The organism is Gordonia sp. JH63 (assembly GCF_009856645.1).
In the GTDB taxonomy this organism is placed as follows: domain Bacteria; phylum Actinomycetota; class Actinomycetes; order Mycobacteriales; family Mycobacteriaceae; genus Gordonia; species Gordonia hongkongensis.
In genome coordinates this window covers 3,345,633-3,359,255 of the sequence record NZ_CP047235.1, presented here as the reverse complement: position 1 = coordinate 3,359,255, position 13,623 = coordinate 3,345,633, and the positions used below count along the sequence as shown (strand labels likewise).

The 13,623-nt window shown below is 70.5% G+C and carries 13 protein-coding genes and 1 other RNA gene; 8 read left to right on the top strand and 6 right to left on the bottom strand.

Annotated features, from left to right (window positions below; genetic code table 11):
- Positions 1–102: 102 nt before the first annotated feature.
- Positions 103–912, bottom strand: coding sequence for a fused MFS/spermidine synthase (locus GR168_RS14915; protein WP_159371083.1), 810 nt, complete (start codon positions 910–912; stop codon positions 103–105).
- A 43-nt stretch (positions 913–955) separates the two neighbouring features.
- Between GR168_RS14915 and GR168_RS14910 the strand changes: the two genes are divergently transcribed.
- Entirely contained in the window at positions 956–1,960 is a 1,005-nt protein-coding gene (locus GR168_RS14910) for a cobalamin biosynthesis protein (protein WP_275406143.1), read from the top strand.
- Here GR168_RS14910 and GR168_RS14905 read toward each other — a convergent pair.
- A complete protein-coding gene (locus GR168_RS14905) occupies positions 1,938–2,924 on the bottom strand; it encodes an SURF1 family cytochrome oxidase biogenesis protein (protein WP_203235860.1) in 987 nt (328 codons plus the stop codon). The genes GR168_RS14910 and GR168_RS14905 overlap by 23 nt on opposite strands.
- A 37-nt stretch (positions 2,925–2,961) precedes the next feature.
- Here GR168_RS14905 and GR168_RS14900 point away from each other — a divergent pair, with 37 nt between their 5' ends.
- Positions 2,962–3,966 carry a putative zinc-binding metallopeptidase gene (locus tag GR168_RS14900; protein ID WP_058253129.1) on the top strand — a complete coding sequence of 335 codons (1,005 nt, stop codon included), beginning with the start codon at positions 2,962–2,964 and terminating at the stop codon, positions 3,964–3,966.
- 17 nt (positions 3,967–3,983) lie between these two features.
- Here GR168_RS14900 and GR168_RS14895 read toward each other — a convergent pair whose 3' ends face one another.
- Both GR168_RS14895 and GR168_RS14890 read right to left on the bottom strand, forming a co-directional pair.
- On the bottom strand, positions 3,984–4,463 hold the full coding sequence (locus GR168_RS14895) for a low molecular weight protein-tyrosine-phosphatase (protein ID WP_159371081.1): 480 nt from the start codon (positions 4,461–4,463) through the stop codon (positions 3,984–3,986).
- A gap of 50 nt (positions 4,464–4,513) precedes the next feature.
- Positions 4,514–5,200, bottom strand: a complete 687-nt coding sequence (locus GR168_RS14890; protein WP_159371080.1) for an HAD hydrolase-like protein — start codon at positions 5,198–5,200, stop codon at positions 4,514–4,516.
- A gap of 30 nt (positions 5,201–5,230) precedes the next feature.
- On the opposite strand from GR168_RS14890, the gene cobC reads away from it, so the two are divergent.
- From cobC to GR168_RS14860, 6 genes are all read left to right on the top strand, one after another.
- Positions 5,231–6,373 carry an Rv2231c family pyridoxal phosphate-dependent protein CobC gene (cobC, locus tag GR168_RS14885; protein ID WP_159371079.1) on the top strand — a complete coding sequence of 381 codons (1,143 nt, stop codon included), beginning with the start codon at positions 5,231–5,233 and terminating at the stop codon, positions 6,371–6,373.
- Complete coding sequence (locus tag GR168_RS14880) at positions 6,351–7,493, top strand: Nif3-like dinuclear metal center hexameric protein (RefSeq protein ID WP_238994907.1); 1,143 nt, start codon at positions 6,351–6,353, stop codon at positions 7,491–7,493. Before cobC ends, GR168_RS14880 begins: the two co-directional genes overlap by 23 nt.
- Before the next feature lie 81 nt (positions 7,494–7,574).
- Positions 7,575–8,312, top strand: coding sequence for a C4-type zinc ribbon domain-containing protein (locus tag GR168_RS14875; RefSeq protein WP_159371078.1), 738 nt, complete (start codon positions 7,575–7,577; stop codon positions 8,310–8,312).
- A gap of 4 nt (positions 8,313–8,316) precedes the next feature.
- On the top strand, positions 8,317–9,009 hold the full coding sequence (locus GR168_RS14870; RefSeq protein ID WP_159371077.1) for a histidine phosphatase family protein: 693 nt from the start codon (positions 8,317–8,319) through the stop codon (positions 9,007–9,009).
- Positions 9,010–9,059: 50 nt separating this feature from the next.
- An RNA gene (gene rnpB / locus GR168_RS14865) (RNase P RNA component class A) lies at positions 9,060–9,474 on the top strand.
- A gap of 26 nt (positions 9,475–9,500) precedes the next feature.
- The gene (locus GR168_RS14860) at positions 9,501–10,943 is read left to right on the top strand and encodes an RNB domain-containing ribonuclease (protein WP_159371076.1); all 1,443 of its coding nucleotides are present in this window, start codon (positions 9,501–9,503) and stop codon (positions 10,941–10,943) included.
- Positions 10,944–11,055: 112 nt separating this feature from the next.
- Here GR168_RS14860 and GR168_RS14855 read toward each other — a convergent pair whose 3' ends face one another.
- Positions 11,056–12,549 carry a CYTH and CHAD domain-containing protein gene (locus GR168_RS14855; protein WP_159371075.1) on the bottom strand — a complete coding sequence of 498 codons (1,494 nt, stop codon included), beginning with the start codon at positions 12,547–12,549 and terminating at the stop codon, positions 11,056–11,058.
- A 67-nt stretch (positions 12,550–12,616) separates the two neighbouring features.
- Complete coding sequence (gene pip / locus GR168_RS14850; RefSeq protein WP_159371074.1) at positions 12,617–13,600, bottom strand: prolyl aminopeptidase; 984 nt, start codon at positions 13,598–13,600, stop codon at positions 12,617–12,619.
- Positions 13,601–13,623 lie beyond the last annotated feature (23 nt).

Here is a 13,623-nt window from a genome sequence, read left to right as displayed (position 1 = left end):
GAACCCAACCCTATCCATTGGCGACGACAGGTGTGCAGCGTGTGCCGGCAGCCGGGTCACGACACCGCGTCCGGCGGGCGGCCGCGCGACCACCCCGGTGCTTCACGGCTCGTCGGTCAGGGCCTCGCCGCGGGCGAACTCGCGGGCCCGGTCACCGAAGAGGATTTGCGCCGGTAGCGGATCGCTGAGCAGGGTGCGGACGAGGGAGGCCGACGGATCGAGCGGGGTGTCGCTGCCCGCGATCACGATGTTGCCGGTGCGTCGACCCTGGAACATCGCGGCGTCGGCGACGAGCGCGAGATGGCCGAACACCGATCCGACGGTCGCGGCTTCGGCGCGGGCGCCGGCGAGGTCCCGGCTGTCGCCGCAGTTGGCGAGATACAGGCCGCCGGGGACGAGGACGTCGCGGACGCGTTCGGTGAATTCGTGCGTCGTGAGGTGCCGTGGCGTGCGGTCGCCGGCGAACGCGTCCCGCACGACGACCTCGCGGGTGCCCGGCTGCAGCGACTCGACGACCTGCCGCGCATCGCCGACCCGTATCCGGAGTTTCGGCGCCCGCGGGAGGTCGAACCACTCCCGCACGAGGCGTGCGAGTTCGGCGTCGATCTCGACGGCCACCTGGCGGGCGTCCGGGTAGCGGTGGTCGAGGTGGCGCGCCAGCGCGCAGGCGGCCCCACCGAGATGCAGGACCCGTAGCCGATCGGTCGTGGGGTGCCGTTCGTCGATGACGGCCGCCATCTGCCGCAGGTACTCGAAGTCGAGCGCGGTCGGGTCGTCGGGGTGGATGTGCGAGCTGTGCGCCCCGTTGATGGTCAGCAGCCACCCGCCCGCGATGGTGTCGGGGCTCAACTCGGCGACGCCGGTGTCGATGTCGTACCGACCGGGTGTCGGGTGTGCGGTTGTCCGGGCCACGGGGGCCAAGTGTGGCACGACCATCTGTGGATACCATCGCGCGGTGCCCAGACCGTCGCGTTTCCGTAGTCCGCACCCCGATCGCCGTCGTGGTGACGTCACCGCGGCGGGGTTGGTGGCCGGGTTCGTGCTCGACGAGCTGTTCGGTGATCCGTCGCGCGGTCACCCGGTGGCCGGATTCGGACGGCTGACGGGTGCGGTCGAGCGGCGTATGTACCGGGACTCGCGGGCGGCGGGCGTCGGGCTGGTCGGGGTGATGGTCGGTTCGACGGTGGCGCTCGCGGCGTTGCCCGGTCGGCGATCTGCAGGCGTCGTCGGCGTCGCGGTGACCGCGGCGTCGACGTGGGTGGCGCTGGGCGGCACGTCGCTGTGTCGGGTCGGCGATGCGGTCGCGCAAGCGTTGGAGGCCGAGGACCTCGAGGGTGCGCGAGCGCTCATTCCCAGCCTGTGCGGCCGGGACCCGGAGTCACTCGACGAGGCGGGGCTCTGCCGTGCAGCTCTCGAGTCGATCGCCGAGAACACCTCCGATGCGACCGTCGGTCCGCTGGTGTGGGGTGCACTGGCGGGTGTCCCCGGAGTGCTGGGGTATCGGGCGGTCAACACGCTCGATGCGATGGTCGGCTATCGGAGTGAGCGCTACCGGAACTTCGGCTGGGCGGCCGCGCGCCTCGACGATCTCGTGAACCTGCTGCCCGCGCGGCTGGCGGGTTCGCTGCTGGTGGTGATCGGCGGCGCCCCGCGGCGGACGATCGCGGCGTGGCGCCGGGACAGCAGTGCCCACCCGAGTCCGAACGCGGGGGTCGTCGAAGCCGGGTTCGCCGGGGCGCTGGGGGTGCAGCTGGGCGGTCGGACCGTCTACCCGTACGGCGTCGAGATGCGTCCGACGCTCGGTTCCGGACCGGCGCCGGGGCCGGCCGATCTCCGGGCCGCGGTCGCCTTGTCGCGGCGCGTGCAACGCGCGACGGTGCTCACCTGCGCGGTCGTCGCCGTGGTACGACCGCGCGTCGGAGTTGCGGCGCGCCGGTTCAGCCGCCGTAGCGCCGGGTGAGCTTGTCGCGGACGTCGCCGGATTCGTCACCGGCGCGCGGGCCATGGCCGATGTCGCCGACCTGCTGGGTCACCGTCGTCCCGGCGGCGGCCCGCAATTCCTTTCGACGGTGCTGCCGGCGCTGGGAGCGGGACTCGACGGTCGTGGTGGCAGCGGCGACCGGGTCGGACGTCTGGTCGACGGCGGTGCCGGCGGCCGCGGTCGCCGATGTCTCGGTGGCCGCAGCGGCAGCCCGGCGACGGGCGCGGATCTCGGAGTAGAGGAAGTAGCCGACGCCGAGGGGGGCCATCACGCCGAAGGCGAGCCACTGCAGGCCGTACGACAGGTAGGGGCCGGTGTCGAGCTGGGGCAGCGGGATCTCGCCGAGCGAGCCCGGCTGGTCGGGGGAGAGCTGCAGGTAGAAGTCGTCCATCGGGGTGGACGTCGCCGCGGACACCAGCCCCGGGTTGATGGTCGCGACGGTCAGTGCGCCGTTCTCGACGCGTGTGCCGCGGTCGGTGCTCACGCTCTCGGCGGCCCGGATGCGGCCGTCGACGGTTTGCTCGCCGACGGGCGGGGCCGGGATGTCGGGGACCGCTCCCTCGACCGGGCGGACGAAACCGCGGTTGACGAGGATGACCCGGTCGGACCCGCTGACCGCGAACGGGGTGAGCACCTCCACCGCGGGGCGCTGATCGATGTTGCGGAGCCGGACGAGAGCCTGCCGGTCCGCCAGGTACCGCCCGGTCACCGCGACCGAACGCCACTCCGAGGACGGCACGAAGGTCGACGACGGCGCCACCTCCGCCAACGGTGCCGTCTCGATCGACGTGGCAGTGCGGATCAGGTCGTTGCGGCGTTCGGTGTCGGAGTTCTTGCCCAGCTGCCAGGGCGCGAGCAGGGTGAAGCAGGCCACCGCGAACGCCGCGACCACGAGACCGAGGGCAATCCACCCGGGCCGGAGGATCGTTCGCAGTACGTGCACACCGCCCAGGCTACCGAGCGGGGGTAGCCTGATCGAAATGCGAGACTTCCTCTGCTTGAAGTGCGGTCAGCGTCTCTCCTTCGAGAACAGTCTGTGTCTGAACTGCCGGAGCCCGCTCGGCTTCTGGCTGAAGACCAGGACCATCCACGTCCTCGACGACCAGGCGCGCGTGGAGGTGGACGGCGTGCTGCTCGAACGCTGTGCCAATACCAAGGTCGCGCAATGCAATTGGCTGGTGAAGTGGAGCGGCAAGCCGACCATGTGTGAGTCGTGCCGCCTCACCCGTACCCGTCCCGGCGACGACGATCCCGAGGCGCTGGTCATCTTCGGCCAGACCGAGACCGCCAAGCGTCGCCTCATCCTGGAACTCGACGAACTCGGGCTCCCCATCGAGACCCGGGAGGAGAACCCGGAGTCCGGGCTGGCCTTCGACCTGCTCTCCAGTGCGAAGCAGTCGGTCATCACCGGTCATGCGAACGGCGTCATCACCCTCGACCTCGCCGAGGGGGACGACGTCCACCGCGAACAGATGCGCGTCGAACTCGCCGAACCGTACCGGACCGTCCTCGGGCACTTCCGGCACGAGATCGGCCACTACTACCAGCTCGTTCTCATCACCGACGAGCGACGAGCGGGCTTCGAGGAGCTGTTCGGAAACCCCGACGACGACTATCAGGCGGCTCTCGACCGCCACTACAGCGAGGGCGCTCCCGAGGGCTGGCGGCAGGACTTCGTGTCCTCGTACGCGACGATGCACCCGGCGGAGGATTTCGCGGAGACGTTCGCGCACTACCTGCACATCCGCGACACGCTCGACACCGCAGCGGCGTTCGCCATGGCGCCCGCGGGCACAACCTTCGACGGGGTGCCGCCCGGGGACGTGGGATTCGACCGGGTCATCGACGAGTGGCTACCGCTGACGTGGGCGCTCAACCAGATCAACCGGTCGATGGGCCATCCCGACCTCTACCCGTTCGTGCTGCCCGAGACGGTTCTGACCAAGATCCGCTTCGTGCACAATCTCATCGCGCCGGCGGCCTGAGGAGACGCGGACCGGAGTCAGGACACCCCGAGTTCGGCCCGCACCCAGTCGATCAGGCCCGGCATCGAACCCTCGATCTGTTCGCGTGTCACCACGAAGTCGTCGGGGGTGCCGTAGTACGGGTCGGCGAGATCGAGGTCGTCGGCGGGCGCGGACGGATCGAACGAGCGCAGCAGTCGTGTGCGGTCGCCGAGCCGCTTGCGTTCGAGTTCGCGCACGTGGCCCTCGTCCATCGCGAGCAGGAGGTCGGCGTCGAAGTGCTCGGGTCCGATCAACGCGGCGACATGAGCGTCGGAGTAGCCGTGCGCGACCAGTTCGGTTCGCGCGCGATTGTCCGCCGGCTCACCGATGTGATAGCCGCTCGTCCCGCAACTGGAAACACGCACCTTGCCGCCGAGTCCGGCGTCGTCGAGCGCCGTTCGGAAGATGTTCTGCGCCATCGGCGACCGGCAGATGTTGCCCGTACACACGAAGCAGATGTGGAGTTCGTCAGACACTGCTACCTCAACAAGTCGATGTGCGCCTCAGCCGATCGCCGGGTACGAGGTCACGCACCCAGGACGTCGCGCAGTTCGGCCACGGACCCGACCGCCCAGGTCGCGCCCTGTTCCTCCCCGCCCAGAGCGTAACCCCACCGCACGAGAATCGCTGAGATGCCGAATTCGGCCGCGCCCAGCACGTCATGGCTGCGGTCGCCGATCATCACGACCGGAGTGGTGACGTGCCCGGTCTGCGGGTCGGTGGGCAGTCCGAGTTCGGCGAGGGCGGAGGCGATCACGTCGGCTTTCTCACGGCGGATACCGTCGTCGCTGGCCCCGGCGATGTAGCGGAAGTGTCCGGCCAGACCGAAGTGCTCGAGGATCCGACGCGCGGTGGTCTGGTTCTTCGACGTCGCGATCGCCAGGGTCCGGCCGCCGGCGGCCAGATCGGCGAGCAGCTCGGCCATCCCGTCGAACACCGAGTTCTCCAGCCAGCCCACCTCGGTGTATCGCTCTCGGTACGCGCGCATCGCCTTGTCGGCCGTCTCGGGCGAGAGTCCCAGGGCATTCAGCGTGTCGATCATCGGCGGCCCGGCGATGCCGGCCACGATGCGCGGGTCGGGCTCGGGCGCCCCGACGACGGCGAGAGCATGCCGAAAGCTGTTCTCGATACCTGCGAAGCTGTCGGTGACCGTGCCGTCGAGGTCGACGAGTAGGACGGTCTCGGGATGGCGGGGATCCGGCGTCGTCGTCACCTCTCCATCGTGCACGTAAGGTCTGAACACATGACAGTTGGGTACGACGCGCTCGACGTCGAGACCGGCCCGGCCGGGACACCGCCGCCGCGCGCCGATCTGACCGACCCGGAACGTCACGGCGACCAGGACGCCGCGCCGGGGCTCGTCGACTTCGCCGTGAACGTCCGCGGTACACCGCCGGCGTTCGTCCTCGACGCCATCCGGTCGGGACTCGACGATCTTGCGCGGTATCCGACCGGAGGGCAGGAGCGACGCGCCGTCGACGCGATCGCCGCGGCACACGGCCGTCGTCCCGAGGAAGTGCTGCTGCTCTCCGGAGCCGCCGACGGGTTCGAGATGCTCCCGCGGCTGGGGGCTCGTCACGCGGCCCTGATCCAGCCGTCGTTCACCGAGCCGGAGGTCGTGCTCCGCGCCGCGGGCATCCCGATCACGCAGGTCGCGCTGGCCGCACCCTGGGAGCTGCCCGGTCCGGGAGACAGCGGGACCGCCGTGCCGGACGACGCCGATCTCGTCATCCTGGGCAATCCCACGAACCCGACGTCGGTGCTGCACCCGGTCGAGGCCATCGCCGCATTGCGCAGGCCGGGACGGATCCTCGTCGTCGACGAGGCCTTCGCCGACCTCACCCTGGGCGCCGACGGGTCACTCGAACCCCAGTCCCTCGCCTCGGCCGACTGGCCCGACCTTCTCGTGATCCGCAGTGTGACAAAGACTTTCGGTCTCGCTGGACTCCGCGCGGGGTATCTGCTCGGGCCGGTCGACCTGCTCGATCGACTCCGCGCCGGCCGACGACCGTGGGCCGTGTCGACCCCCGCGCTGGCCGCGCTGACCGCCTGTGTCGAGGAACAGGGGCAGCGATACTGCGCCGGGATCGCCCGGCGGGTCGCCGACGAGCGCACCGAGATGGTCGCCGAGCTGACGCGGATCGGGCTCCGGGTGGCGGCCGAGCCCGCGGCGCCCTTCCTGCTCGTCGAGATGAACCACGCCACCGAGGTGAAGCAGCTGCTGATCCGCCACGGATTCGCGGTGCGCAGCTGCGCCAACTTCGTCGGCCTCGGCGACTCGCATCTTCGTCTTGCCGTCCGGGCACTTCCGCAGGTCCGCGCGCTCACGCGGGCGATCGAGTTGGTACGAGAGGAGATAGACAGTGGAACCGGCGAACCCGTCTGACGCGACTGTGACCGTGGGCGACGTGGTCGACGTCGTGGAGCGGGCTTATCCGCCCGCCCTCGCCGAATCGTGGGATGCGGTCGGTCTGGTGTGTGGCGACCGGGCCGACCCGGCGCGCGGCGTGCTGGTGTGCGTGGACGTCACCGATGCGGTGGTCGACGCCGCGGTCGCGGCCGGCGCAGGGATCATCGTCGCCCATCACCCGCTCCTCCTGCGCGGTGTCACCACCGTGGCCGCCGACACCCCCAAAGGCCGGATCGTCCATCGGCTGATCCGCAACGGGATCGCGCTGCTGTGCGCACACACCAACGCCGACAGTGCGCGCCCCGGCGTCTCCGACGCGCTGGCCGACCGGCTCGGGCTGCGCGGCACCGTCCCCATCGACCCGAAACCGGTTGCGGCAATGGACAAGTGGGTCGTGATGGTGCCGGAGGGCAACGTCGAGCAGGTCAGCGAGGCGATGTTCGCCGCGGGTGCGGGGGCGATCGGCGACTACCGGGACTGCTCGTGGACGGTCGTCGGAACCGGGCAATTCGAGGCCGGCGAGGACGCCTCACCGACCATCGGTGAGATCGGGATGCGCACCCACGTCGACGAGGCCCGGGTCGAGATGGTCGCCTCGCGCGGACTGCGGGCCGGCGTCCTGCGCGCCTTGCGCGACGCGCACCCGTACGAGGAGCCGGCCTTCGACGTGTTCGAACTGGCCGACCTGGGCAGCGATGTCGGGCTGGGCCGCGTCGGGTCGCTCACCGAGCCGATGACGTTGCGCGATTTCGTCGCCGAGGCCGCCCGGGTGTTGCGCACCCCGGCGGGTGTCCGCGCCGCGGGAGACCCGGACGCGCTGGTACGGACCGTCGCGGTGTGCGGCGGGGCCGGGGACTCCTTGCTCGGACGTGTCCGCGGTCTCGGCGTCGACGTCTACCTGACCGGTGATCTCCGTCATCATCCGGTCGACGAGAGTCTGCGCGACGGCGGGCCGGCCCTGGTCGACGCCGGACACTGGGCGACCGAGTTCCCGTGGTGTGCGCAGGTCGAGGCGCTGCTCGAGGCAGAATTGGGCATGCCGGTGAGCGTCTTCGAGGCGCCGACCGATCCGTTCGCGCTGCACAGTGCGGGCTGACTCGGGAGAAACCGAGCCGCCGCCGGCTCTCGCGCGCCCCCCGCGTACGGTGGGGGGACTTTCGCCGAAGAGGAGACCGCAATGAAAGTCGACGCCGCCGTGCAGCGACTGCTGCTCGATCTCGCGGACTCCGATGCCGAGATCAATCGTCTCGTCCATCGCCGCAAGACCCTGCCGGAGGACGCCGAGATCGCCGAACACAACTCCGCGATCGATGCCGCCCGTGACGATCTGGTGCGCGCGGAGATCGCCGCCGAGGACCTCGGACGCGAGTACCGCCGGATCGACTCCGAGGTGACCGGTATGGCCAACCGTGAGGCCAAGGACTCGGCCCTGTTGACCGCCGGTGGCCTGGCGCCGAAAGCGTTGTCGGAGTTGCAACACGAACTCGCGGGCCTGGGTCGCCGGCGAGCGGTGCTCGAAGACGAGATGCTGTCGCTGATGGAGCAGCAGGAGGCCGTCGAATCCGAACGCACCCGTGCCGCGGCGACCATCAGCCACCTCGAGGAGAAGGTCGCCGAAGCGCAGGTCCGGCGCGACAAGTCCCTAGTGGCCATCGACGAGGACCTGTCGCGCGCGCGGGAGCGCCGCGAGACCCTCGAAGCCGAGATCGATGCGCCGCTGCTCGCGATGTACGACAAGCAACGCGCCGGCGGCCGCATCGGCGCCGGCCTGCTGCGTGCACGCCGATGCGGTGCCTGCCGGATGGAACTCGACCGCGGGACCATCGCCACCATCGCCGCGGCACAGTCCGACGAGGTGATCCGGTGCGAAGAGTGCGGCGCGATCCTCGTGCGCACCGCCGAGTCCGGGATTTAGATTCGTGACCGCGACGGCCGAAGAGTCTGTCCCCGAGGGAGATTCGGCGACCAAGGCGCCGTCGTGGCAGGGTCGGCGCAGCGATCCGACCCGGTTCATCCTGCTCCGGCACGGCCAGACGCCGCTGTCGATGGAGCGGCGCTACTCCGGGCGAGGCAACCCGGACCTCACCGACGAGGGTCGACGCCAGGCCCGCGCCGCCGCCGCGCGCGTGGTGCGCGAGGAGGGGATCGCCGCGATCGTGACCTCGCCGCTGCGGCGTGCACGATCGACGGCCGAGGAGGTCGCAGTGCTGACCGGGATCGACGTCGTCGAACATCCCGGGCTGATCGAGAACGACTTCGGTGACTGGGAGGGTCTGACGTTCACCGAGGCGTCGCAGCGCGACCCGGATCTGCACCGCGCGTGGCTGTCCGACATCACCGTGCCCGCGCCCGGCGGGGAGAGCTTCGCGCAGGTCGCCGAACGTATTTCGCGGACGAAAGCCGAACTGCTGCAGAGGTATCCGGGTCAGACCGTGGTGCTGGTCTCGCATGTAACGCCCATCAAGACGCTGCTGCAGGACGCGCTCGGCGTCGGACCCGAACTGCTGTTCCGGCTGCACCTCGACCTCGCGTCGGTGTCGATCGCCGAGTACTTCGACGACGGCGGCTCCGTTGTGCGGCTCGTCAACGACGCCGCGCACTGGCGCGTCTGACGCCGCCGTCGAGGGTCCGCACAACGCCTGCCGTATCCTGGGTGCGCGAACGAGTCGGCCGGGCGGCCGCGGTGCGCGGAACGGGCGGTCTCCCGTCACGCCGCGCATCGAGGAAAGTCCGGACTCCGCAGAGCAGGGTGGTTGTCAACGGCAACCCGGGGTGACCCGCGGGACAGTGCCACAGAGAACAGACCGCCGGCCGCGAGGTCGGTAAGGGTGAAACGGTGCGGTAAGAGCGCACCAGCGGCACGGGTGACCGTGCCGGCTCGGTAAACCCCACCCGGAGCAAGGCCGAAGCACGCACCTCACGGTGCGTGTGCGCGGGCGTCACGAGGGCTGCTCGCCCCAGCCCGCGGGTGGGCCGCTCGAGGTACCCGGCGACGGTGTGCCCAGATGGATGGTCGCCGCCCACGCGGTCTCACGACCGTGCGGGAACAGGATCCGGCTTACGTGCCGACTCGTTCGCCTCACTCTTCTCTAGGGTTGGGGGAGTGAAGCGCATCCTCTCCGCCCCCGACATCGACTTCGCCGGTATACGCACCGAACTGGGCGTCGACGAGGAGTACGGCGACGATGCCCTCGCCGAAGCCCGGGCCACCGCGCAGATGATCGACTCCGGCGCTCCGGGTGCCGACCGGTACGCCGACGTCCGCGAGGACCACACCGGCGTCCCCTTCGTCACGATCGACCCGCCGACGTCCCGGGATCTCGACCAGGCGGTGCACCTCACCGCCGACGGCGACGGGTTCGTCGTCGACTACGCGATCGCCGATGTCGCGGCCCTGATCACCCCCGAAGGTGCTCTCGACCAGGAGAGCCGGCGACGCGGCGCGACCGTGTACTTCCCGGACGGGTCGGTCCCGTTGCACCCTCGCGCACTGTCCGAGGGCGCGGGTTCCCTTCTGCCGGAGCAGGTCAGACTGTGTGTGCTGTGGACCATCCGGGTGGCCGGCGACGGATCGGTGACCGATGTCCGGGTGCGGCGGTCCCGCATCGCCTCGGTCGCGCGCCTCGACTACGCCGGAGTCTCGGCCGATGCCGCCGCCGGCCGGCTGCATCCCGCCATCGCCGCCCTGCCTGCATTCGGCGAACTGCGACGCGAGGTCGCGCTGGCGCGGGGCGCGGTCGAACTCGACCTGCCCGACCAGACGGTCGTCCGCACGGCCGACGGGTGGCGTCTTGATCTCGAGGCACACACACCCGCCGACATGTGGAACTCGCAGGTGTCGCTGCTGGCCGGGATGTGCGCGGGCACGATCATGGCCGAGGCCGGTGTCGGGCTGCTGCGCACCCTGCCGCCGGCCGAGGAGGACGCGATCGAGGATCTGCGTGCCGCTGCCCGGGCCCTCGGGGTTCAGTGGCCGGCCGGCTTGCCGGTGGGCCGGTTCCTGGCGGGGCTACCGGGTGGCGAGCCGAGCACGCTCGCCCTGCAATCGGCCGCGGCCGGGCTCATGCGGGGTGCCAACTACCTCGCCCTCACCGGACCCGACGAGCCCGTCGATGACGCGCTGATGCGGCATTCGGCGATCGGTGGGCTCTATGCCCATGTCACCGCACCGCTGCGGCGGCTCGGGGACCGGTTCGCCACCGAAGTGTGTCTGGCGATCGCATCCGGTACGCCGGTACCGGACTGGGTGCACCGCGCGTTGCCGACGCTGCCCAAGATCCTGCGGTCGGCCGACACTCTCGGCGCCACCGCGGATCGCGCGAGCATCGACCTGGCGGAAGCCGTCATCTTGCGTGAGCGGGTGGGTGAGCGGTTCGACGCGGTCGTGATGTCGGGCGCGACCGAGCGCAGGCAGGCGCAGATTTTCCTGTCCGATCCGCCGGTGATCGCGCGCTGCGCGGGTGATCTACGCCCCGGCGACCGCGTGGCCGTCGAACTCACCAAAGCCGACGAAGTGACCCGGACGGTGGAGTTCCGCGAGGTGTGAGCGGTGGTGGCGGAGTGGCTTCGACTCGGCGCCTCGCTCCGCTCGGTGCCGGCTCAACCAGCAGGGGGGCGGCCCGCTCCGCTCGGTGCCGGCTCAACCAGCGGCCGGTTGGTCAGAGTTCCTTGGCGACTCGGCGGTACGCGGCGATCGCGCGGTGCCCGTCGGCCTCGAGCCGGGCGTCGATCCGGCCGAGTACGAACATGTCGGGGCCGCCGAGGGTGCCGGCCGAGGCGATCTGTGCGAGTCGCGTCCGGTTGATCCGGGTGTCGTTGAAATCGCCCAGCGCGGACTGGATCTTCTTGGCCGCCACGCCGACCTCGCGATACTTCTTCTTCCCGAGCGGTTCGGTCGCGTCGATGCTGTAGCGCAGCCGCTTGGCGCGCTTGCGGATGGTGTGCAGCTGCTCTTCCCACTCGCCGGAACCCTCGGCGAAGCCGGCGAGACGAGCCTGTGCGCGGTGGATGTGCTTGCGGCTGCGGGCGATCGCCTTGTCGACGACCGTGGTGGCCGGGATGTCGGCGTCGGGGCCCGGCGGGGGCGACGCGATCAGGCCGTCGATGCTGTCGAGCAGGGCGAAGTACCGCTTCGATGACATCGCGGCGTGCGCCGCTCGCAGGGCGCGGTCGTGCGCGGTGACCTCGGTGCCGGCGAGCTCGGCGAGCAGCTCCGGCGAGGCGTTCTCGCCACGCAGCAGTGATTCGCTCAACTCGAGCTGCACCTCTGAATCGCGTGCGTCGCCGAGGATCTGGGCGAGCAGCTTCAACTCGGCGCCGATGTGGGCGGTGCGCTCGGCGTCGAGGACGGTGGGGAAGCCCGACAACACGCTGCGCAGGCGGCGGCACGCCACGCGCATCTGGTGCACCGCGTCGGGGGCGTCGACGCGCACCAGCGGATCGTAGTCGACCAGCGAATTGCGATGCAGCGCAATGTCGGTGACGACGAGTTCGAGTGCGGTGGGCCGCTTGGACAGGCGCGGTTCGTGCACGGTCGGGGTGGCGCCGATCGCACGGGCGAGTTTCGACGCGCTCGACGCCTCGCGGCCGCCCCCGGCACGCAGCGCCTTGTCGGCGGCCTTCAGGAGCTTCGGCGTGCCACCGGCGAGGAGCTCGAACTCCCACTCCGCCCACTGCTGGCTGTGACCGCCGGGCAGGAGCGACTGGGCGGTGACGAGGTCCTCGGCGAGTTCGGCGAGCGGCTCGTCGTCGGCGCCGAGCAACCGGGTCACGGTGCGCGTCGTGGAGATGACGGCGACCGGCATCAGGGTGCGTTCGCGGATGTGGGCCAGGACCGGTGTCGACAGTGCGGCGGGGACGTCGCCGTCCGCGGGAGCCTCGTCGAAGCCCACGTGCAGCTCTCGCCGGGTTCCCGGAATGCCCGTGGGGCGCTTGAGGTGCCAGCCCTGGTCGCTTCCGCCGGTACGCCGCCGCATGGTGATCTTGTTGCCGGCGAGGTCGAGGTTCTCGGTGTCGAAGTAGGTGGCGTCGAGTGAGAACGTCTCCGGGGTCGTCGCCGAGACGACGCCGGGCAGCACCCGCAGGTCGGGGGCCACGTGTCCGGCGTCCACGTCGAACTTCAGCTCCACCTCGACCTGCTCGGATGCGGCCACCTGTTCCTCCTGGTTTCTCGACGGCTGTCCGTCGAGCTTAGTGGTGCGTGCGGAGTACTGGCGTCGGCTACCGCGCGAACCGGTCCGTGGCCTCGATCAGGTGATGTCTGATACCCGGCTCGTACGACGCGTGCCCGGCGTCGGCGACGATGCGGAGATCGGCAGCCGGCCAGGCGCGGTGCAGGTCCCAGGCGCTGCGCATCGGGCACACGACGTCGTAGCGGCCCTGCACGATCACGCCGGGGATGGAGGCGATCGTGTCGATCTCGTCGAGGAGCTGACCGTCGCGCAGGAATCCGTGATTGACGAAGTAGTGGTTCTCGATCGATGCGAAGGCGAGGTCGAAGCGGTCGGTGTCCTTTTTCTGGGGGTCGTCCGTCGAGGAACCGTCCGACTCCTCGTCGGGGCGGGGGAGGAGATAGCTGGTCGCCTGCTCCCAACCCGTCCAGGCGCGGGCGGCGGCGCGGGCCGTCGCGGCGTCCCCGGAGGTGAGCAGGCGGTGATAGGCCGCGACGAGGTCGCCGTCGCGTTCGTCGACGGGGATGGGCTCGAGGTAGCTCTCCCACAGGTCGGGGTAGATGTGGGCGGCCCCGCCGTTGTAGTACCAGTCGATCTCGCTGCGCCGCAGCAGGAAGATGCCGCGCAGCACGAGTTCGGTGACCCGGTCGGGATGGGCTTGCGCGTAGGCCAGACCGAGTGTCGAACCCCAGGAACCGCCGAAGATCTGCCAGCGTTCGATCCCGAGATGAGTACGGAGGCGCTCCATGTCGGCGATGAGATGGGGTGTCGTGTTGACGGTGAGGTCCGCGCCGTCGGCGATGTGGGGCCGGGACTGTCCGCAGCCGCGCTGGTCGAACAGGACGATCCGGTACTTCGCCGGGTCGAAGAACCGGCGCTGCGCCGGGGACGTCCCGCCCCCGGGCCCGCCGTGCACGAACACGGCGGGTTTGCCGTCCGGGTTGCCGGAGGTCTCCCAGTAGATCTGCTGGCCGTCGCCGCCGTCGAGATGGCCGGAGGCGTAGGGCTCGATCTCCGGGTAGAAGTTCCGCATGGACGTCAGCGTAGTGCTGACGT